17 protein-coding genes are annotated in these 19,356 nt (G+C 71.4%); 4 read left to right on the top strand and 13 right to left on the bottom strand.

Translation table 11 applies throughout. The features are described from left to right. Positions 1 to 90: 90 nt before the first annotated feature. The 4 genes from I5Q34_RS26900 to I5Q34_RS26885 form a co-directional block, all read right to left on the bottom strand. Positions 91 to 681 (bottom strand): terminal protein, encoded by a 591-nt coding sequence (locus I5Q34_RS26900; protein WP_199895024.1) that lies wholly within the window; start codon positions 679 to 681, stop codon positions 91 to 93. Between the two features lie 317 nt (positions 682 to 998). Next, the gene (locus I5Q34_RS26895) at positions 999 to 1,184 is read right to left on the bottom strand and encodes a LysM peptidoglycan-binding domain-containing protein (protein ID WP_277965797.1); all 186 of its coding nucleotides are present in this window, start codon (positions 1,182 to 1,184) and stop codon (positions 999 to 1,001) included. A 296-nt stretch (positions 1,185 to 1,480) separates the two neighbouring features. Beyond that, a complete protein-coding gene (locus I5Q34_RS26890) occupies positions 1,481 to 2,038 on the bottom strand; it encodes an XRE family transcriptional regulator (RefSeq protein ID WP_199895023.1) in 558 nt (185 codons plus the stop codon). A 9-nt stretch (positions 2,039 to 2,047) separates the two neighbouring features. After that, entirely contained in the window at positions 2,048 to 4,300 is a 2,253-nt protein-coding gene (locus I5Q34_RS26885) for a DNA-binding transcriptional regulator (protein WP_199895022.1), read from the bottom strand. Between the two features lie 171 nt (positions 4,301 to 4,471). On the opposite strand from I5Q34_RS26885, the gene I5Q34_RS26880 reads away from it, so the two are divergent. Beyond that, positions 4,472 to 6,301, top strand: a complete 1,830-nt coding sequence (locus I5Q34_RS26880) for a zeta toxin family protein (RefSeq protein ID WP_277965796.1) — start codon at positions 4,472 to 4,474, stop codon at positions 6,299 to 6,301. Here I5Q34_RS26880 and I5Q34_RS26875 read toward each other — a convergent pair. Next, entirely contained in the window at positions 6,265 to 6,534 is a 270-nt protein-coding gene (locus tag I5Q34_RS26875) for a hypothetical protein (protein WP_277965795.1), read from the bottom strand. The two genes, I5Q34_RS26880 and I5Q34_RS26875, sit on opposite strands and share 37 nt — an antisense overlap. Before the next feature lie 231 nt (positions 6,535 to 6,765). Between I5Q34_RS26875 and I5Q34_RS26870 the strand changes: the two genes are divergently transcribed. After that, a complete protein-coding gene (locus I5Q34_RS26870) occupies positions 6,766 to 9,441 on the top strand; it encodes an ATP/GTP-binding protein (RefSeq protein ID WP_277965794.1) in 2,676 nt (891 codons plus the stop codon). 14 nt (positions 9,442 to 9,455) lie between these two features. Here I5Q34_RS26870 and I5Q34_RS26865 read toward each other — a convergent pair whose 3' ends face one another. The 4 genes from I5Q34_RS26865 to I5Q34_RS26850 form a co-directional block, all read right to left on the bottom strand. Then, a complete protein-coding gene (locus I5Q34_RS26865) occupies positions 9,456 to 10,322 on the bottom strand; it encodes a hypothetical protein (RefSeq protein ID WP_199895019.1) in 867 nt (288 codons plus the stop codon). A 319-nt stretch (positions 10,323 to 10,641) separates the two neighbouring features. Continuing rightward, positions 10,642 to 11,238 (bottom strand): hypothetical protein, encoded by a 597-nt coding sequence (locus tag I5Q34_RS26860; RefSeq protein ID WP_199895018.1) that lies wholly within the window; start codon positions 11,236 to 11,238, stop codon positions 10,642 to 10,644. Between the two features lie 490 nt (positions 11,239 to 11,728). Beyond that, positions 11,729 to 12,013: a ribosomal protein L7/L12 gene (locus I5Q34_RS26855; protein ID WP_199895017.1), complete on the bottom strand. Its 285-nt coding sequence runs from the start codon at positions 12,011 to 12,013 to the stop codon at positions 11,729 to 11,731. A 29-nt stretch (positions 12,014 to 12,042) separates the two neighbouring features. Next, a complete protein-coding gene (locus I5Q34_RS26850) occupies positions 12,043 to 12,531 on the bottom strand; it encodes a hypothetical protein (RefSeq protein ID WP_199895016.1) in 489 nt (162 codons plus the stop codon). Between the two features lie 221 nt (positions 12,532 to 12,752). On the opposite strand from I5Q34_RS26850, the gene I5Q34_RS26845 reads away from it, so the two are divergent. Further along, positions 12,753 to 14,873 carry an ATP-binding protein gene (locus I5Q34_RS26845; protein WP_199895015.1) on the top strand — a complete coding sequence of 707 codons (2,121 nt, stop codon included), beginning with the start codon at positions 12,753 to 12,755 and terminating at the stop codon, positions 14,871 to 14,873. A gap of 112 nt (positions 14,874 to 14,985) precedes the next feature. On the opposite strand, the gene I5Q34_RS26840 is transcribed toward I5Q34_RS26845, so the two are convergent. Beyond that, positions 14,986 to 15,360, bottom strand: a complete 375-nt coding sequence (locus tag I5Q34_RS26840) for a DUF6415 family natural product biosynthesis protein (protein ID WP_199895014.1) — start codon at positions 15,358 to 15,360, stop codon at positions 14,986 to 14,988. A gap of 179 nt (positions 15,361 to 15,539) precedes the next feature. On the opposite strand from I5Q34_RS26840, the gene I5Q34_RS26835 reads away from it, so the two are divergent. Further along, the gene (locus I5Q34_RS26835; RefSeq protein ID WP_199895013.1) at positions 15,540 to 16,853 is read left to right on the top strand and encodes an XRE family transcriptional regulator; all 1,314 of its coding nucleotides are present in this window, start codon (positions 15,540 to 15,542) and stop codon (positions 16,851 to 16,853) included. Here the strand turns inward: I5Q34_RS26835 and I5Q34_RS26830 are convergent. The 3 genes from I5Q34_RS26830 to I5Q34_RS26820 form a co-directional block, all read right to left on the bottom strand. Beyond that, positions 16,850 to 17,665, bottom strand: a complete 816-nt coding sequence (locus I5Q34_RS26830) for an alpha/beta hydrolase (protein ID WP_199895012.1) — start codon at positions 17,663 to 17,665, stop codon at positions 16,850 to 16,852. The genes I5Q34_RS26835 and I5Q34_RS26830 overlap by 4 nt on opposite strands. A 54-nt stretch (positions 17,666 to 17,719) precedes the next feature. Further along, a complete protein-coding gene (locus tag I5Q34_RS26825; protein WP_199895011.1) occupies positions 17,720 to 18,823 on the bottom strand; it encodes a hypothetical protein in 1,104 nt (367 codons plus the stop codon). Positions 18,824 to 18,889: 66 nt separating this feature from the next. Beyond that, complete coding sequence (locus I5Q34_RS26820) at positions 18,890 to 19,204, bottom strand: hypothetical protein (RefSeq protein WP_199895010.1); 315 nt, start codon at positions 19,202 to 19,204, stop codon at positions 18,890 to 18,892. Positions 19,205 to 19,356: the final 152 nt, after the last annotated feature.

Raw genomic sequence — 19,356 nt, 5'->3', positions numbered from 1 at the left:
AACATCACCGGTGACAACAAGCCTGCCTATGTGACAACTATCGTGCTTCGGCTCAAATACGTGTTATAGCAGGCCCGGAATTCGGCTGCTTCAGAAATGAAAATCTATCGACTGGACGTGTGTGAAATCTGCCCGGAGGCCCGCTGCGCGGCTGCCCCATTCCGTGAAATAGGACTCGGTGATGGCCTCCGCGACGACCGGATGCAGCTCCTCCTCCGTCGCACCGGCCTCCTGGAGACGGAGGATCTGGGCGGCGTAGTGGGGTGAGATCGCCGTGGTGATGAACCGCTCGCGGCCGTCGTCGGAGGACCCTGAGGCGGTGAACCCGAAGTAGGCGCAGACCTCGACCACCATGCCGCCGAAGGTGGCCGCGCGCTCCCTGGCCTGGGCCCTGACCTGCGGCTGCCACTCCGAAGCGGTCTCCTCCACCAGGGTCTGCTGGAGCTTCTTCTGCGGCGTCTTCAGCTGCCCGGCACGGTAGCGCTCCACCGTGCGGCGGGAGACTCCCAGGCGCTCGGCGAGGGCCTTCGTAGAGCCCTGCACCCGCGTGAGAAGGAATTTCACCTGAGCCTTCGCGGATTTCGGTGCGGAGCGGGTGACGGTCGCCCGCTCCGCCCGGACGAGGGCGTCCAGGACCTTGCCGCGCCGGCGGGCCACTTGCTGCGTCTCGTGATCAGTCATGGCCAGAGCACAACACAGAGTGCCTGTGGACAGATTCAGGCGTTCGTGCGGGTGTGCGATGCCGTCCGGCAGGGCCGGCGGCGGGAGGCCCGGACGCCTCGCCGTCGCCCGCCCGGCATCGCGTGCATGAGCATTCGACCCCCGCGGGTATGCGAGCGCGCCCGGACCCTCAACTGGTCCGGTGTGACTGAGTGCTTGACCTGGCGGGGATCGCCAAACTGAAGCGCTCAGCGCGTGGGGCTGGTGTTGGCCAGTGACGAAAGATGATGGCCCCGGCGCGTTGGCGTCTCGGGGCCTTCATCCTGTTGCGGCCCGGATCACGGAATCGTCAGCACCTGGCCAACTTCCACCGCGTCCGGGTTGTCGATGCCGTTGGCGGCGGCGATGTCGCGGTAGCGGTTGCCGTCGCCGTAGAAGCGTTCGGCGACGGCCCACAGAGTGTCGCCGGGTTCGAAGGTGTAGGTGGGAGAGCCGGACGGCACGGGTGCCTCTTCATCGCCCATAGAGGTTCCTTCCGGAATAGGGGATTCGCATCGTCGTGCACCGACGGCGGGGAACTTCACTCGCCGTCTCCCGTGAACGCTACTGCTCGCTCCAAGACGGACCACAGGCATTGCGCGCAGTTCACCATTTAGTGCACTTCGGTCGCCGCCGACCGCCAAGCCCACCAGCGTGGACACGCGTGACCTCGACGGCGCAGCCGCGAATTCAACCGCTCAGCTCCGCCAAGTCGGCCGCTAATCCGCCATTTCAAGGACTCAGTCTCATCCGGGCGCGCGGGCTGTTCGGGGCGCGGTCGCTAGAGCTCGAACTCCAGGTGCTCGATGTCCGTGAGACGGACCTCCTCCAGCTGGCCGGCGCGGCGGCCGTTGTCCTGGAAGTACACATCCTTGAGCGCCTCGGCGGCGATCTCCTTGAGCTCCCGGTCGCTGGCCCCCCGCTCCTGGGCCTCGAAGAGGCGGGCGGCGTAGCGGGGCGGCAGGGCGACGGTCAGGTGCCGGAGGCGGTCCTGGTCCGTCGACCCGATCGGCGCGGTGTAGCCCATGCGGGCGCGGGTGTCGATGACGATGCCGCCGGTGGTCGCCGCCTTCTGCCGGGCCTTGGCCCGGATCTGCGGCTGCCACCGCTTCTTCACCTCGCGCTCCAGGCGCGCGGCGAGGTCCAGGCGCGGCTTCTTGATCTGGTCCTTCACGTACCGCTCGACGGTGCGCTGGGAGATGCGCAGCATCTGGGCGACCGGCTTGGTGCCCTTGAGCTGCTTGACCAGGTACCGCATCTGCGCGCCCGCGCTCTTGGGCGCCGGGCGGGTGAACGCCTTCTGCACCGCGGCGTCCAGGCCGTCCCCGAACAGGGTCATCGCCCTCTCCTACTCTCCGTTGTCGACGTCGGTGACGGTGCCGTCCTTGATGTACCGGGCGAGGTTAAGCTCCGGGGCCTTGAACTGGTCCCGGACGCCCTCGCCCCACAGGACGGTCTGGGTGCCCTCGTGCTTGACCAGGCCGGGGTTGATGCCGAGCTTGAAGCCGCCCGGCAGCGGCTTGCCGTCCCGGTACGGCAGGAAGTCCAGCGGCGAGGGCCCGTCGGCCGCGTAGACGACGCAGTCGGACAAGATCGCGACCGGGTACTGCCCGGTGAGCGCCGCGTGCTTGACGATCTTGCGGTGCAGGTTGATCCGGGTGCGGGAGATGACCGCCGCGCGGATGTCCGGCCGCCACGTCGGGCGGGACAGGGCGCGCCACGGCTCGCCGGGCCGCCAGCCCTCGCCACGCGGGCGCTCGCGTAGCTTCCCCAGGCCGCCCTTGACCGTCGCCTTGATCGCCGAGACGACGATCGCCAGCTCCGGGTCACGCTCCTTGTAGCCGTCCATCGCCGCCAGGAAGTCCTCCGGCGACAGGTCGGCGTCGACGCCGAGGTCGGCCATCGTGGCGAGGTAGGCGTCGCGCAAACGGTTGTACCAGCCGTCCAGGTAGCGGCCGTTGTCGTGCCGGACGTACGCCTCGATCGGCGCGACGTCGAACCCGAGCTCCTGGGCGTAGGCGACGGTCGGCGTCGCGTACCAGGCCGGCCCGTCCGGGCGGTCCCCCTTCGGGGTGAACGGGCTGGGCAGCAGACCGGCGTCCAGCTCCACCCACTTGTCCTTGCCCACCTTCACCCGGGACAGGTCGACATGGGACAGGTCCACCAGCCACGAGCCCGGCAGCTTCGGGTCGAACACCGGGGCCTTGACGTGCGTCGGCGCGCCGAGGCCGACGACGAGGCCGTTGGCGCCGGCGGCGAAGGCCATGTTCACATCGATGCCGACCAGGTGCCGCAGGGTGCACTCGGCATCCGTCATCGGCCGCGCCCAGTCGAACGCCTCCTCGAACAACTTCTCCGCCGGACCGCGCACGTGGAACCGGGGCAGGTCCTTGAGCACCGGGTGCCCGTCGGGGGCCTCGCACGGCGCGCAGTCCACCGGGTCCTTGCCCAGCGAGCCGGGGTTGTGCTCGGAGTGCCGCTTGCCGTCGGCGTCGGGCTCGGAAGCGCGGGTCGCCGGGTGCAGCGCGGTCATCAGCTCCAGGCCGGTCACCGCGGTCGAGCCGCGCGGCGTCATCACCCGGGACGCGTACACGCCCAAGAGCCGGGCGAGTTCCGCCGGCGGGAGCTGCCCGGCCTCGCCCCAGTGGCGGGTGTCCAGCGCGTTCCACGACGGGATGCACAGCTGCACGCACTGGCGGTCCGAGCCCTTGGCGGGCCGGTAGATCCGCGCCCACGGCCCGAACCCACGCTTCGTCAGCTGCCAGTCGGCGCGGGTCAGCTGCTTGACGACCTTGTGGCCCTCCGGGATCCGCCCGGCAAGCCGCTCCTCATCGGTGAGGGTGACCGGCAGGCCGTAGCGCTCCAGCGCGGCCTGGGTGAGCACGATCAGCGGGTCGGCGTCCTTGCCGGGACCGGACAGCTTCGGCTGCCCGAGCTTCGCCTCCTTCAGCGTCCACTCCACCAGGGACGGCAAGGACTTGGCGGGCACGTCCAGGACCAGGCCGCCGGTGCAGTATGCCAGCACCTTCCCGTCGGCGTCGACGTCCAGGACCGCCAAAGGCCCGTTCTCGAACCGCGGGTCGGTGCCGCCCGCCGGAGTGCCGGCCGGAGCGGCCTTCTTCGCACCCGGTCGGCGCGACGTCGACGACGGCCTGGCGGTGCGCGCCGGACGCGATGCGGTCGTCGGAGCAGCGGCGACGGGGGCAGGGGTCTGGGTGTTCTCGTGTGCAGTCATGGCTGCGGCTGCGGCTTCGGCGGCCGGGCCTGTGGACAGAGTCTGCGCTTCCGCCGGAGCGGGCGTGCCGGTGAACGTGACCGGCACCGTCGGGGCGGCCGGCGTCTCCGGCGGTGAGGGCGCGGGGTAGAGCTCCGCGAGCTTCGCCAGCAGCCGTGCGTACGCCTCACGTTCCGGGCCGCGCGGCTCGGTCGGCTTCTTGGCCGACTCCCAGCCGGACACCGTGGCCCGGCGCACTTTCAGCGCGGCGGCGACTTCGTCCAGCGTCAGGCCGTGCGCGGTGCGCAGCCGCTTGCGCTCCTCCGCCGAAGGCAGTGGAGAGCGGGACGCGACGAGCGCGTCGACCGCGTCGAACAACTCGGACATGGAACACCTCCTGACCACACCTTACCCCTTGAACCGTACGTATGGCGAATGAATCGCGTACATACTCCGTACGGATCACGTACGGATGCTATGTTGACCATGGTCTGCCGACGGTGGCAGGCAGCAGCCAGGAAGCTGGCCGCGCGTGAAGATGGCCGTCCAGGAGGACTGGTGGGAGAGAAGGACGTCGTCTCGGACGAGTTGTCCGAGGGGGAGAGCCGCGACGTTTTACACAAGGTGATCCTGCCGACAGCCACGAAGGGCGCGGTGCGACAGGTCCGGCCCGTCGTCGTGATCGTCGGCGGACAGCCGGGCGCAGGGAAGACGGATGTCGCCGATCTCGTCCAGGCGGCGCTGGACCGTCGGGGCGGTGCGGTGCGGGTCTGCAGTGATCTGTACAAGACCGCGCACCAGCGCTACAGGCGAATGCTGGCCGCCGACGTCCGTACCGCGGGTGTGAAGGTCAGGGCCGATACGCGCCGCTGGCAGGCCGCCGTGGAGGACTGCGTGCGTGCCGGCGGTTACGACGCCGTGGTCGAGTCCGCGCTCGCCGATGCCGACGCCTTCCGTACGTCAGCAGCCGCCTACCGGCAGGCGGGCCACCGGATCGAAGTGGTGGCGGTGGCGGCGGCGGAGGCCCTGAGCCAGCTCGGCATCCTGGACCGGTTCCTCTCCGAGGCCGTCGACGGCGGAGGCCGGTACGTGTCGTGGGAGAACCATGACCTCTGCGCACGCGGGATGCTCGCGACGCTGGCCGCTATCGAGGCCGAGCAGCTGGCCGACCGCATCACGGTCGTACGGCGCGACGGCACGGTCCTCTACGACAACGAGCTCATCGACGGGGCGTGGCGCCGGCGGGCGGCGGCCGACCGCGTCGTGGCCTACGAGCGGTCGCGGCCGTGGAGCGCGCGGGAGACAGCCGTCTTCCGCCGTGACCTGGCGCGCACCGATCAGCGGCTGCACCGCGATCTGCCCTGCGAGGACCGGCGTCTGGCGGTCCAGCGGGACACCGAACGGGCTGCCGCGCTCGCGGAGCCGGTCCGCCGCATTGCCCAGCCGCGGCGACAGGCTCCGGGCGTGGATTACCACCGGCTGTCGGCGGCGGAGCACCGGTGGGTTTTCGACGAGCTGATCGTGCCGTCGTACCTGGGCGGCATCATTGCCCGGGACGTCCCGCAGGTGGTGTACGTGCTGGCCCAGCCCGGGGCGGGCAAGACGGCGGTAGCGACGATGGTCAAACGCGCGATGCGGCCCGGGACGACGCGTCTGGTGGGCGACGACTTCAAGATCTCGCACCCCGACTACTTCCAGCTGCTGCGCGACGACCCGCGCAACGCTGGCGCCGCGATCCGCCACGACTACCGGACCTGGTTCACCGAGGCCGAAGCCTACGTACGGGCTGCTCGCGGCGACCTGCTCATCGAGGGCGCGCCGGGCAGTGTGGAGGAATTCCTGGCCAGTGCGCTGCCGTTCGTGGCCGCCGGCTATCCGCCGGTCGAGCTGGTGGTCCCGGCCGTACGAGCAGCCGACAGCCGGCTCGGCACGGCGCTGCGGTACGCCCGGGCCTTGCAGATCGGCGGCCACGGCCGTTTCACCTCACGCTCCGGACACGACACCTGCTTCCAGGCGCTGGCCGACATCGTGGAGCTCGCGCAGAGCCACCCTGCCGTCGGGGCGGTGACGGTGCTCCGCCGGGACGGCGAGGCCCTTCTCCGCCAGGAGCAAAGCGGCGGCCGGCAGGCGGCCTGGGCACTGGCGGCGGAACAGCAGCGGCCCTACACCGGCCAGGAAGCCGCGGCGTTCCTCAAGCTCTACGAGGGGCTGCGCCGGGCGCTGCCGCAGCACCGCCGCGAGCTGGACGACATCGCCGCGCTGGCGCGGCCGCTGATGCCCGCACGGGTGCAGCCGGCCCGAATCGGCCGACCGCACCCCCAGGCATGGCCCTTGCCGCTGCCCCGCCGGGGCTACGACTCCTTCAGCTCCTTCAGCCGGGCCGCGTAGGCGGCAGCGATCCGGGCGGTCTCCTGCGGATCGGCGGCCTCCAGGCGCGCCTGGTCATCGAGCGCGGTCTGCCGTCCGGCCTTCAACTCCTCGACACGTTCCTCGTCGGGGACCGGCGAGCGGCGCTCGGCGGCCAGCTGGGTGTTGTACCAGCTCACCACGTCCCGGACGATGTCGAACGCCTGCTGGTCAGCCCCGCCGCCCAGGCCGGAGAAGTCGGGGGTGTCGGACACGGCACTCCCCCCTTTCTGTTGATCTTGCTCCGAAACGGTCATTGTCTCCTGGCCGGTTTCGGTGAGACAGGACCACGCGTCGCGACCAGCCGGCGGAACTCCTGCACCCTCTGCCGGACCGCGGTGCACGGAACATGGCCGAGAGACAGCCCACCAGCACTCGCGGGGCACTGCCACCGGCGGCCGGATGGGCATAGGTTGACGCCCAGGTGATCATTTCTGGGGGATGACGTGAGCCGGGACCTTCGCGCGCTGTTCAGCTCGAACGACCGCTTCGACGCGAGCGAGGCGTTCACGAACCGGCAACGGCAATGGGAGCTGGTCGCGACCGCGCTCGAGGAACATCTGCGGCACATCGCCACCCCGGCCTTCGATGCCGAAGACCTCGAGACCCCGCGCAACAACCTCATCGTCTTCCACGGGGTTGGCGGCGTCGGCAAGACCACGCTCTCCCGCAAGCTCGAGATGGCCCTCGCCTCCGCCGAGCACCGGCCCGCCCAGTGGGGCGAGCCCACCTGGACGGGCGAGCGGATCCTGCCCGTACGCATCGACCTCTCCCGCGCCGCCGGCACCGACGTCGAACGCATCGTGCTCACCATCCGCCTCGCCCTCGCCGGAGCCGTCGGACGCCCCCTGCCCGCCTTCGACATCGCCCTGCGCCGGTACTGGGAGCACAACCACCCCGGCGAGCCGCTGGAGGAGTACGTACGGCGCAGCGGGCTGCGGGGGAAGTTCGCCGAGATGCTGCCGCAGCAGATGCAGGCCGCGGTCGGCGAGGTCGTCGGCGCCCTGGAACTGCCCGGCATCGTCGGCGCCGCGGTCGGCCAGGTCACCGGAGCGCTGGTGCGGGCCTTGCGGGAGCGCCGTCAGACCGTGCGGGCGCTCGCCGGCTGCGCCCGCCTCGCCGACCTCCTGGAGGCCGAACCCGACCTCGACGCGCTCAGCTACTACCCGCACCTGCTCTCCTGGGAGCTCGCCCAGCTCCCTGCGAAGAAGCGCATCGTACCGGTGATCCTTTTCGATACGTTCGAGGACATCGGCGACCGCACCCGCCGCGATTTCGAACGGCTTCTCCAGCGGGTGGTGTGGCTGATGCCGGGAGCCTTCTTCGTCATCAGCGGGCGCAGCCGGCTCCAGTGGGCCGACGAGGGCCTGCAGGGACAGCTCGACTTCACCGGGCCCACGGCCTGGCCCGGCCTGGCCGCTCGCGACATCCCGCCCGCGCACACCGCACCGGCCACCGGCGGCAGCCAGCAGATCCTGGTCGGGGACTTCTCCCCCGAGGACTGCGACGACTACCTCGCCCGCCGCCTGTCCCGCGACGGCCAGCCCCTCATCAGCGAGGACATCCGGGCCGTCATCACCGCCCGCTCCCACGGCCTCCCGTTGCACCTGGACCTGGCCATCTCGCGCTTCCTGGAGATCCGGCGCACCGGCCGCACCCCCACCGCCCTCGATTTCGATCACGCCTTCCCGGCCCTGATCGCCCGCACCCTCTCCGACCTGACCGCCGACGAGCGGCACGTGCTGCGCTCCGTCGCGCTACTCGACGCCTTCGACCTGACCCTGGCCACCCGGGCCGCCGGCCTGCCCCACCAGGCCGCAGCCCAGCGGCTGACCGAACGGCCCTTCGTCGACGAGAACCCCTACGCCCTGTGGCCCTTCCACCTCCACGGCGCCATCCGCTCCACCATCCGCACCGCCGACGACCACACCGACGACCGCTGGACCGAAAGCGACTGGCACCAGGCAGCCGAGCGCGCCCTCGCAGCCCTCGGCGAACAGGGGACCCACTCCCCCGCCCCCAGCCGCATCCTGCTGGTCAGCTGCCTGCGCCAGGGCCTGCGCCTCGCCCGCGACCACCGCCTCGGCCTCGGCTGGCTCGCCGAGGCGGCCTGGGCCTACGTCGGCGATTCCGTCTGGGAGCCCCTCGCCCCGCCCGCCCCTGACGAGCTGGCCACCGACGAGGTGCAGACGGCCGCCGACGCCCTGGTCGAGCTGCTGTCCGCCCTCGCCCGCCGCCAGCACGAACACCGCACACGCACCGCCGACCGCCTGGCCGCCGTCGTCGACACCGGCCTGCTCCCCGACGACCTGAGCGAGATGGCCACCTACTACCTCGCCAAAGCGCAGCGGGACATAGGCCGCAGCGACGACTCCCGCCACGGGATGCAACGCGTTGCCGAAGGCGGCGGCCGCCTCGCTCCCGCCGCCCGCCGCGGCCTGGCCCACCTCGCCCGCATGGCCGGCGACTTCCCCCTCGCGCTGGACACCGCCCGGACTCTCGGCTGGGAAGGCCGCCACCACCGCGTCCTCGGGGACATCTGGTGGCCCCACGGCGACGTCGACCAGGCCGTCGCCGCGTACGCGGCAGCACGGTCCGAGGCCGAGCAGCACGGCGTCGCCGGTGAACGGGCGACCACCCAGGCCCACCTGGCCCTCGCCACCGCCTTCGCCGACCCCACCCGGGCCGACGACGAACTCCTCCTCGCCCAGCAACTGCTCGACGGCCTCGACCTGCGCGCCACCACCCTCACCACCCAGATCGCCGCGCTCGTCCGCGACGCCGGCACCGACGACGTCGAAGACCGCGCCCACCTCCTGCGCACCGAGATCGACGTCGCCGGCCTCACCGCAGCGCTCCAGGCGACGCTCGAGCTCGCCCTCGCCTTCCACCACGCCGTCCGCGGCGAGGACCAGGACCTGGCCGCCACAATCGACCGGCTGCGCGAACTCACCGCCACCGGGGACTTCGCCTACTTCACCGACATCGCCCACTACATGGCCGTCCTGCCCCTGCCCGGCCCCACCGCCACGCGCTGGATCGACGACGACCCCGAGGCCGTACAAGAACGCTGGCGCGCCCTCACAACCGCCCGCCGGGCTCACCTGAACACGCCGTCCTAACCGTCAAGCCGCCCTCACGTCGGGGAGTTGGGGTCCTCCGCAGGCGGGGCGAGGTGGGACAGCCACAGCCGAAGCCGCAGCGGTGGGTGGGATCGCAGTGCCAGGAACGCGAAGAACAGGCGCCGGACCGGCGGGACACGGCGGGCATCCCCCAGCTCCTGCCGCCAGGACGCGACCGCCATCTCGCGACCGCAGCGGCGGGCCGCGGCCCGGTCACAGGCCAGCTCGGACCACCACAAGTACGCCACCCACAGCACACCCAGCCCGGCCAGCGCGGCGGCGGCCCGGCCCAGCGGGAGCAGGCCCGTGCACAGCACCATGAGCACCACCCCGACGCTGGCGGCGGCGAGCCTGGCGTGGGAGTCACGCCGCCGCAGATGGGCGAGCTCGTGCTCCAGCGTGTACGGCATCACGGCATTGCGCTCGGGCCGCAGCCAGACGTGCCCCAGGGTGACATGCCCGCGCCGTCCGAAGCGGACCGAGGAGGCCGCGTTCCACGTGCCGATCCGCCCGCCGGCGGCGGAGAGCGAGATCCGCTCCATGCCGCTCTCCCCGGCGAATGCCTCCACCCGTTCCTCGACCCGGCGCATCTGGCTGATCAGGAGCTCGGAGTCCTCATCGCGGGTCCCGTCGTTCGTCACTGCCATGTCGGGGTCGCGGTAGGCCCGCCAGGTCATGTCCTGCCCGACAGCGCCCGCCCATACCGTGTTGCCCAGCCCGGAGAGCCCGGACCATACCCGCAGCCCCCCGGCCACGACCGCAAGCATGATCACGCCAGCGGCGCGCGGTTCCGTCCACCAGCGCAAGGCCGCCAGCACACAGCCCAGCGCCACCGTCATGCCCTGCACGCTGTACCGGTACAGCAGCGTGTTCATGTCCATGACGGATGACGGTAGCTGTGGGCACCCCGTCGCGCAGCAGAAAAGCCCCGCCGGACCACCATCGGCTGGCCCGGTGGTGAGGACCCGCCCGTGCGCCAGGCCATGCATCAAGATCACTGTGGTCATGGACGGGACCGTAGGGGACGGCCGCGCACAGCGTCCCGCCGAGACATGCCCACGGCGGGCGGAAGCGGGCAGTCGCTTCTCCACGGCCCGGGCTGTAGAGTGATGGCGAAGCCGGTGGTCGTGGACCGCCGGAAGTGGAGCCAGGTGACCTGGGGCAGACCGGGAGCCTGGCTCGGCGCATTTCCGGGCCGCCTCAGCAGTCGGTGTCGACCTCGAAGTCCACCACGACGTCGACCAGCTCCGCCCAGTACTCTCCGCGCCCCAGCTGGTGGGCCCGGCAGGCGCCGGCCACCACGTCGGCGACCCACAGCAGCGGCTCCGCGCCTCCGTAGACGTGTTCGATCCGGAAGGCGGTCCCCTTCGGCAGCCCGAAGCGGGCGCTCTGCACGGTACGGATGTCGCGCTGGTTGAGCTGGGGCTCGCGGGCCTCCATGAACAGGCACTCGACACCGAACGCGTGCAGCTGGGTGACCAGCTGCGTCAGGCACTTGCTGCGGGCCCGCTCCTGCTTGCGGAAGGGAACCGGCGATCCCACCGCAACCACGTGAACACCGTCCAACTCGGCAACGGCCCGCGCAGCCCGCTTCTTCTCCCGGTGGTCCATCTCGGTCCAGTGCGCCTTGGCCGTCGCACGGCGCCCGCGCTGGGCGAGCATGGCTTCCCGGGCGGCATCCCGTACGGGCGGCTCAATGATGGCGGCGGCGATGATGTAGAAACCGGCGGAGTCCTTCTCCTGGAACGACTCGTCGGACCAGGCGGACAGGCCGGGATGGCCAGCGGGCGGGATCACGGTGCGGGGCTCCTCCTGCAACGGCGGACGATCCGCCCGCGCACCCAACGGTGCTGCGGACCCGTCATCAACCGCGGTGGTGACGTACATGGTTCTGGCGGGCCTCATGGCCCGCGTCCGCCGGAGGAGCCGGAACGGTCCGGGGAAAATCCGAAGATCCTCCACGACCCATTGTAGGGCCGCCCCCACGCCGTCCGGCCCCGCCCCGCCCGGCCGACGACTCCCTCGGGCACACGCGGGCGCTCCGGGGCCGGCGCCCCGACGGTGCGCTGGCTTTGACGGCCCGTCAGGCGCCTGCCGGGGGCGGGCCTGCTGCGACCTGGCGCCCGTACGGGCATGCGTGCGTGGCTTACCTCCACGATCGGCAATCCGGCCGCTCCGGCCGGTACCCCGATCGTCACCCCGGGCAATTCGAAAGTATTAATAGCGACCCAGTGCCTTGACGCCTGGTCAGGGATCCGGCGAGGGACCGTGAGCAGGCGAGGAGCTGCTACGCGCGCGGCAGCCGCTCGACGGCGACTTTGGCTTCCTTCAGGCCGTCCCCGGTGAGCTCGCGGTACGCCTTGATGGCCTTGATCGTCTCGCCCTTGCCAGCGAGCTCCGCGATCCGAGCCAGCTCGTGGTCCTCTTCCCGGATGCCCAGCTGGCCGAGGATCAGGTCAACCTTGCGTTCGAGCCGTGTGACCTTGCGGCTGACGCGGTCGATCCGGCTCTCGATACTCCAGGCGAGGAGGCCGAGGAGGGGGAAGACGAGAAGAAGTACTGCCGTGTCCATGATCGAGGATCCTAGGCCGTCCCCCCCCGTCAGGCGCTGGAGTCGGGCCAAGGACGTTCCAGCCCACGGGAACCGGTCTCCGCGTCCGGCGCGCCGCTGCCCTCGTCGAGCTCCGCCAGCACTGCGTCCATGGCGTTGATGGTCTCGTAGTCCGGGCTGCCATCACGGAGCCTGGGCAGGTCGTCCTCTTGCGGGATGGGTCCCTTAAGGAGCGGTGGGACGATCCCGTCGACGGTCTGGGCCATGGGCGCCCCGTAGACGGAGGCGTGCCGACGGGCCTGCTCCCACCAGCCCCCGGCCAAGCACACCGCGAGGGCCCGCAGGCCGTCGTGCCCGAATCTGCGCGCGACCTCGTCCACCCAGTCGATCGCGAACTCAGCGACGTCGACGTCCTCGCCCATGTCCTGCTCGGCAGCCGGGTCGCGGATCAACGCCAGCGAGATCGGCAGTATCCGCAGTTGCATGCCGATCAACTCCCGCCGCTCCCACGCCCTCTCGAACTCCGACAGCTCCGGCACCACGGCACTCCTTCCGCTCCCTGGGATTTGTCGACGCCGACCGTACGGCCGCCGACCCCATCTGGAAAGGCCCTGCGGTTTGACCACGAGGAGAATCAAATGCCCTGTACAGCCGTCAGGTTGAAGGCGCACAGGGAATCAGGGCTCGCTCCCAGGGGCGGGCCACTAAATTGAGATGGACATTGCATGATCGTGGGGCGGTCGGGAGGCAGGGACAGAACATGGGCGCCGACGGTATATACGACCCGCGCGATGCTGGCTCCAGTCCGCCGGCGGCCGGGCCGCCTGTCATACCGCCGAGACCGAGCGCGCCGCCTCCCATGAGTGGCGGGGCGCAAGCGTTCGTTGATTGGCTTCGGACTCCGCGGGCCGTTGGGGCCAATCCCGGGATCTGGAGGTTCGCGCACCGGCCCAAGCCTCCGGAGGAGCCGGAGCGGATTCCTGGCCGGCAGTTGGTCGTCGGCGCGGTGCTCTCGTTGGTGTGCGGCTGGTTGGTGTGGTCGTTGTTCTGGAACGGCTACCTCGGTAGCTACTGGCTGTGGCCGTTGCTGCTGATGACCCCGGACTCCTGGAGGGAATCCGGCGGTTGGCAGACGGGGTTCGTCTGGGCCGCCTACATCTACTACACCCTGTTCGCGCTGGTCCTCACCGTGTTCTTCGGCCGCCTCGGACGCTGGCCGGAGGTCGCACGACGGTACATCCTGACGCCCCTGCGTCACCGCCTGCAGGAACAACAGGCCCCGCCTCCGAAGCCGGAGGCCGACCCGGCCGAGTGGCCCGAGCTGCGTTCCGTCGGCCACGTGGCCGCTGCCGCCGCCGACCGGCTGGCGGGGGAAGCACGCGCCGGGCGGATGAACGACGTCGACCACGTTCGCCTTGCCCACGCCTGGCAGTCCGTACGGGCCCAGCCCGGTCGGCTCACGGCGTTCATCGACACCGTGCAGCGCCACGGCGCGGCGGCCTTCGTGCATCCCTCCGGCGCGCGTGACCTGGCCGTGCGCATCGCGCGTCACGATCTTCTGACCCGTCAGGTCCGTCTCGGCACCGCGCTGGAGTCCACCCGCAATCCGTACCGGCACCGCGGCGTCGACATCGCCCTCGACCCCGGACTGCTGGGTACGTCGCTCGTGGCCGTGGGCCCGGCCGGCTCGGGCAAGACGGCCCGTCTCGTGCGGCCCGTGGTGGAGTCGCTGTGCCTGCAGGCACTGGCCGGGCAGGCCGCCGTCGTCGCAGTCGGCGCGGCAGGAGCCGGACTCGCCCCGGATGACGCCTTCGACGTCATCGTCCGGCTGGGCGAGCCCGACTCCCGCTACGGCCTGGACCTCTACGGCGGCACCAGCGACCCGGACGCCGCGGCCGGGGTGCTCGCCGAGGCCCTGGTCGGTGACATCACCGCGACGCTCCCCGGCAGCGACAGCCGCCGTGCCGGTGCCGCCCTGGCGCAGCTCATCGGCCCCCACCATGCCGTCCACGGCCGTTTCCCCTCAGTGCCGGAACTGCGGGAGCTGCTCGACGGTGCGCCGCACGCCCTTGGGGAGCTGCGCGCGGCCCTGGAGAAGGCCGGGGAGGGCGCGCATCTGCGGGAACTCGATGCCCGGGAACGGCAGTCCGGCCGTCCCGGGGATGTCGGGGCGCTGCTCGCCGACCGGATCGCGTTCCTCGACCGGAGCGCCTTCACCGGTCTCTTCGAACCCGCCGATGGCGGCCGTCTGTTCTCGCTGCGGGCCCTGGACCATCCGGTGCGCGTCCGTATCGACCTGCCCGAACGCGGGCATGCCGAGGCGTCGCGCATCTTGGCCCGGCTGGTGCTCGCCCAGTTCACGGAGTGCGTGACGGCCCGGGCGGACCGGTCGTTGTTCGCCTGCCTGGTGCTCGACGATGCCTCGCACACCGTCACGGTGGAGGCGTTGCGCGGTATCCAGCGGCTTCGGTCGGCCGACGCGGGTGTCGTGCTGAGCCTGCGGACGCTCGACGACGTGCCGGAGGTGCTGCGCGGCCCGCTCCTCGGCGCGGTTGGGTGCCGGATGGCTTTCGCCGGGGTGACGACGTGGGAGGGCGCTCGGTTCGCCGAGGTGTGGGGCAAGGAGTGGGTGGAGACCCGGGACGTCACCGACCGTCAGGTTATCGCCCACGAGCCCGTCACGCGGGCGGTGCACGTCCTGCGGCGGGCGGTGACCGGACGGGCGGTCACCGCACAGTCGGTGACGGTCCGTAAGGTGGAGCGGGAACGCTGGTCGGCGTCGGAGCTTGCGCACTCTGTTCCCGTCGGGCACGCGGTGATCTCGCTGACCACGGTGCACGGCGAACATGCCCCGCCGCTTCTTGTGGCCCTTCGCCCCTGACGACCGCCGCCGGCACCGCACCGGCTGTGCGCCTGCGGCAGGGGACTACGGACGGTTCCTTGCGGCAGGCGCGCGGGCCGGCGGTGCCATGTCGGCTGCCGTGGTGCTGGGGCTATTCGTCGAGGCAGTCGGCCAGGAACCGCGCGCACCGGCCCAGCTCCGTCATGTTCAGCCGGGCGGCCTGGGCGCTGTTCCCCCAGTCGTAGCCCAGGGCGTTGCGGGCCAGGACGACGAGGGACTGCCGCCGGTTCCATTCCAGTGAGCCCCGGTTGAGGCGGTTCGCGTGGTCTTCGGCTTCGGGAATCATCAGTGCGAGATGGCTGCGGAGAGCCAGGGTGATCTCCTCGACTTCGTTCTGCGTCGCGGGAGTGCGCCGGGGTTGGAGAGCGCGTCGGACGGTGGCGCGGATGGTCACCAGGTCAAGGGGCCGGGAGTGGCCGGTCATCATGGGGTCGAAGGCCGATCCCGTGTCATGCGTGGCGTTCATCAAGAAGGGCTTCTTCCTCGTCGGCTGTGCCCCGGAGGCACAGGAGCGTGCGGAGGGCTGCGCTCCAGTGGACTGCCGTGGATCGAGGTGGGCGAGGCCATATCGCAGGACACTTCGGCGGGCATGCCGGCCCGGGCAGTACCTTCGGTCGCAGGACCCGATGTGCCCGGGAGGGTGTGGTGACCGAACAGCCGGCAGGCAACGCCCTCTTCGTCTCCGCCCGGATACGGCGGGGCTGGCACACCCAGCAGGAGTTCGCCGAGGCGTACGAGCGCCAGGCAGTGATGATGGGCGAGACGGTGACCATCTCGGTGCGGCAGGTCCGCAGATGGGAGTCGCGACGGCCCGGCTGGCCGAACCGAGATGCGCGACGTGTGCTGACCTCGCTGTTCGGGATGCCGCTGGAGGAGCTCGGCTTCGTCCGCCCAAAGACAGGCCAGGCGGCCGACCCGCCGACCGCCGTCGGGCGGGACGACGAGGACGTGGTGCGCCGGCGTTCCCCCTCCCTCCCGGGGGTGCTGGCAGCTGCCCCGCTGCTCGACGCCGCCGGGCTGGAGCACCTCGCCGCCGCCGTGGCCGACGCCCGCCGCTACAGCGACCGGACCGTGGTCGCCCATCTGAGCTCCGTGCTGGACGAGGCGGCCCGTATGGACAGCCGTACCGGGCCCCGCCGGGCGCTGCCGACGGCGCTCGGCATCGTCGGCGCCATCGACGTCACCGCGCGCGAGGCACCGTCTGCTGTCCGGAGGGAACTCCTGGCACTCGGGGCCCGGGCGGCGGAGTTCACCGCCTGGGTGCACCGCGACGGTGGCGCGCCACCGCAGACGACGACGTACTGGCATGACCGGGCGATCGAGTGGGCGACGCTGGCCGGCGACCAACCGATGCACGCCTACGTCCTGTTGCGGCGGGCGCAGGCGACTGAGCGGCAGGACGCGGTCCGCATGCGGGATCTGGCGCATGTCGCAGCCCGCGGGCCGTGGGGCCTGCCGGCGCGTGCCCGCGCCGAGGCGCTGCAGCAAGAAGCCCGCGCCCTGGCGCTCACCGGCGCCCCTCACGATCAGGTGGCCCGTACGCTCGATGAGGCCCACGACGCCCTTGGCACGGCCGTGCCCGCGCAGCCGGCGACGTGCACCGGCCCGCTGGGTGCCGGGTACACCCGCGAGCGCCTGATGGTGCAGAGCGCGATCTGCCACCGCGAGGCCGGCCGTCCCGGGCGGGCCGCCGACCTGCTTCGCCGGCATCTGTCGGAGGCGACGTTCGCGCCGCGGGACCGCGCGTTCTTCACCGCCCATCTCGCCGGTGCCCTGGCCGCGGTGGGCGAAGTGGACGAGGCGGCCGCCACCGGCATGGACGTGCTCCGCCTGGCCGCCGGCCCCCGCTTCGGACAGGCCCTGGGTGAACTGCGCCGCACCGTCACCGTTCTGCGGCCCCACGCGCGCCGTACGGCCGTCCGCGAGCTGCGCCAGGCCCTCGCGGCGCTGCTCGCCTAGGTGGTGAGGAAGGCGGTGACGCGGTCGATGACCTCGGCCTGCCACACCTTGGTCTGCGGGTGGAGGTAGCGCGGGTCCTCGTGGACGGCGCAGCCGTGCTCGGCGCCGTCGAGCTCCATCAGCTCGGTCGGCCCGCCGAAGACCCGTACGTAACGGCGGGAGGATTCCACCGGGACGAAGGTGTCCTTCGTGCCATGGACCAGCAGGGCCGGCGCGGTGACCGCGGGCAGGATGGCCTGCGGGCTGAGGTAGTGGACCTCGTTGAGCAGGGCGCGGCCAAGGGCGAACGGGCTGCGCTCGGTGAAGCCCGCCGTCTCGAGGGCCTGGGCGGCCTGGGGCGAGAGGTAGCCGTCGGCGTCGACGTACGGGCGGCTGGTGATGTAGCGCTCGCGGTAGTCGAGCCGGGGGTAGAGCAGGACCAGGTGGCGAACGTCCTGGGGGCGGTGCGCGGCGTGGAGTGCGGCTGCGCCGCCGGAGAAGGATGCCGCTATGACGGCCACGGGTTGGTCGAGGCCGCTCTCGTGGCGTAGGTGGTCGGCGGCGGCGCGGATGTCGTTGGCGACCCCGGTGATCGTGATGTCCTCCGGCCGGCCGCCGCTTGCTCCGTGGGCCCGGAGGTCGAACCGCAGGCTGCGTACTCCGGCTTGGGCCAGGGCGGCCGCGATCCGGGTGAAGAAGCCGCCCTCGTGCCGGGTGACCCCGGCGCCGTGCACCAGCACCGCCAGCCGGCGCACGGCTTCGTCCGGAACGGTGCTCGTGCCCAGCAGGGTGGTGCCGTCGAGCGACCGGAAGGTGGTCTCCAGCTCAGCCATGCACCGGAGGGTAGCGGCCCGGGTTCGACGGCACCGGCTGTCCACGGAATCCGCTCATGTCCCGCTGTCGTCTTTCGACTTCGGTTTGTCCGGCTTGCGTTGGCTGTGGGCGCTGATGCCCTCGCTGACCGTGTTGGGCTGCGTTTGCTGCCGGGGGGTGCGATGCGGGGTTTCGCTGCCGCGGCCGCCGTGGGTGTGGATGCCGTGGAGGACGCCCGCGCTGGCGGATCCGGCGCCGGTGATGGTGCGGGCGGTGCCGCCGGCGGCACGGGCGGTCATCCGGGCGACCTTCATCGCGTCGCCGAAGCCGGGGAACTTGACGATGATGTAGACGGAGACGCCGAGCGCGATGACGGTGACGGCGAGTCCGGTGACCACGGGGCCGCGTTCGTTGGTGCTTCTCAGGGCGGAGGCGAGTCCGAGGACGATGACGATGACGGGCTCGGTGAGGATGAGGGCGACCATGAAGCCGGCCCAGCGGCGTATGTGGCCCCACAGGTCCTTGTCGACGAGGCCGGCGTAGACGACGACGCCGAGGAGCGCGCCGACGTACAGGCCCAGGGCCCGCAGGACGAGCAGGAGCCACAGGGCGCCGCACAGCGCGATCGTCGCGAGGGACGTGAGGGTGAGGATGAGCGGGCCGCCGCCGACCTTGCCGTCCTTCAGCTGGCCGCCGAGGCTGTTGAACAGTCCGCCGGGCTTGGAGCCGAGGGCGGACACGAGGACGTCGGTGACGGCGCTGGTCGCGCCGATCACGACGTAGAGGATCAGGGGCGTGAAGGCGGTGGCGAGGACGGCGAGCCACAGCAGGCTGATGGCCTCGCTGCTCGCGGTGGTTATCGGTACGCCGCGTATGGCGCGTTTGGCGACGGCCAGGAGCCACAGGACCAGGACCAGTACGGCTGAGGCGGCGAAGACGATCGCGTATTGCTTGAGGAAGCCGGTGTTGGTGAAGTCGACCGCGTTGCGGTCGGCGACCGCCTTGCCGAGTTGGCGGGAGGTCCAGTCGGCGGCCTTGGCGACCTCCTGGGCGAGGGCGGTGAGCGGGTCGACGTGCCCCTCGAACTCGGTGACGTTACCGCCGGTCCCGCCCCCGGTCGTGCAGTAGTCCTTGGCCGACCCGGCGAGGGAGTCGCAGGGCCCGTCGGCGAGCAGCATCAGGCCCTCCGCTGATGGTGGTAAGTGGTGTGCGGGCACAAAAGGTGTCCCCTTCGGTGGTTACGGTCAGTGCATGGTGCGGCGTGCCTGGCGGAGCTGGTTGGCGGCGTTGGTCTGGTGCTGACCCGCCAGATGCAGCGCGGCCGCCGCCTGGTGGCTCGGAGCGGGCCGGGGGCCGCCGGAGGGTAACTGGCCGAGCGCGGCGGTCATCTGCTGCAGGGCGGCGGCCATCGCGTCGCAGAGCCGGGTGAGGTCGTCCACGGTCTGGCGGACGTTGGCCGGGTGGGTCCACTGGGCGCGGCCGGATCGGACGTCCCGGACGAGCCGGTCGACCGCATCGGCGGCGATCTTGGCGTGCTGAGCGGGATTCTGAGCGGTCATTCGGCCCTCCAACGGGGGTGTCGGACTGATGTGTCTGATGTGTCGTCGCAGGTCACCACGTGTTGGTGATGCGTCTGGGGCCTGACACATCGACACATCACCCGGCAGGCCGGCGCCACGCCGCACTACGTCACGGACGCATCGTGCTGCGC

Source organism: Streptomyces sp. AV19, assembly GCF_015999245.1.
GTDB lineage: Bacteria > Actinomycetota > Actinomycetes > Streptomycetales > Streptomycetaceae > Streptomyces.
The sequence above is the reverse complement of the archived record's forward strand: the minus strand, read 5'-3'. Positions and strand labels throughout refer to the sequence as shown.

What these genes read in the sequence shown, in the direction of transcription:
- I5Q34_RS26820 (WP_199895010.1), bottom strand. Translation starts at nt 19,204, where the DNA reads ATGACCGCTCAGAATCCCGCTCAGCACGCCAAGATCGCCGCCGATGCG.
- I5Q34_RS26865 (WP_199895019.1), bottom strand. Translation starts at nt 10,322, where the DNA reads ATGGACATGAACACGCTGCTGTACCGGTACAGCGTGCAGGGCATGACG.
- I5Q34_RS26830 (WP_199895012.1), bottom strand. Translation starts at nt 17,665, where the DNA reads ATGGCTGAGCTGGAGACCACCTTCCGGTCGCTCGACGGCACCACCCTG.
- I5Q34_RS26895 (WP_277965797.1), bottom strand. Translation starts at nt 1,184, where the DNA reads ATGGGCGATGAAGAGGCACCCGTGCCGTCCGGCTCTCCCACCTACACC.
- I5Q34_RS26840 (WP_199895014.1), bottom strand. Translation starts at nt 15,360, where the DNA reads ATGAACGCCACGCATGACACGGGATCGGCCTTCGACCCCATGATGACC.
- I5Q34_RS26900 (WP_199895024.1), bottom strand. Translation starts at nt 681, where the DNA reads ATGACTGATCACGAGACGCAGCAAGTGGCCCGCCGGCGCGGCAAGGTC.
- I5Q34_RS26825 (WP_199895011.1), bottom strand. Translation starts at nt 18,823, where the DNA reads ATGCTGCTCGCCGACGGGCCCTGCGACTCCCTCGCCGGGTCGGCCAAG.
- I5Q34_RS26855 (WP_199895017.1), bottom strand. Translation starts at nt 12,013, where the DNA reads ATGGACACGGCAGTACTTCTTCTCGTCTTCCCCCTCCTCGGCCTCCTC.
- I5Q34_RS26845 (WP_199895015.1), top strand. Translation starts at nt 12,753, where the DNA reads ATGGGCGCCGACGGTATATACGACCCGCGCGATGCTGGCTCCAGTCCG.
- I5Q34_RS26885 (WP_199895022.1), bottom strand. Translation starts at nt 4,300, where the DNA reads ATGTCCGAGTTGTTCGACGCGGTCGACGCGCTCGTCGCGTCCCGCTCT.
- I5Q34_RS26890 (WP_199895023.1), bottom strand. Translation starts at nt 2,038, where the DNA reads ATGACCCTGTTCGGGGACGGCCTGGACGCCGCGGTGCAGAAGGCGTTC.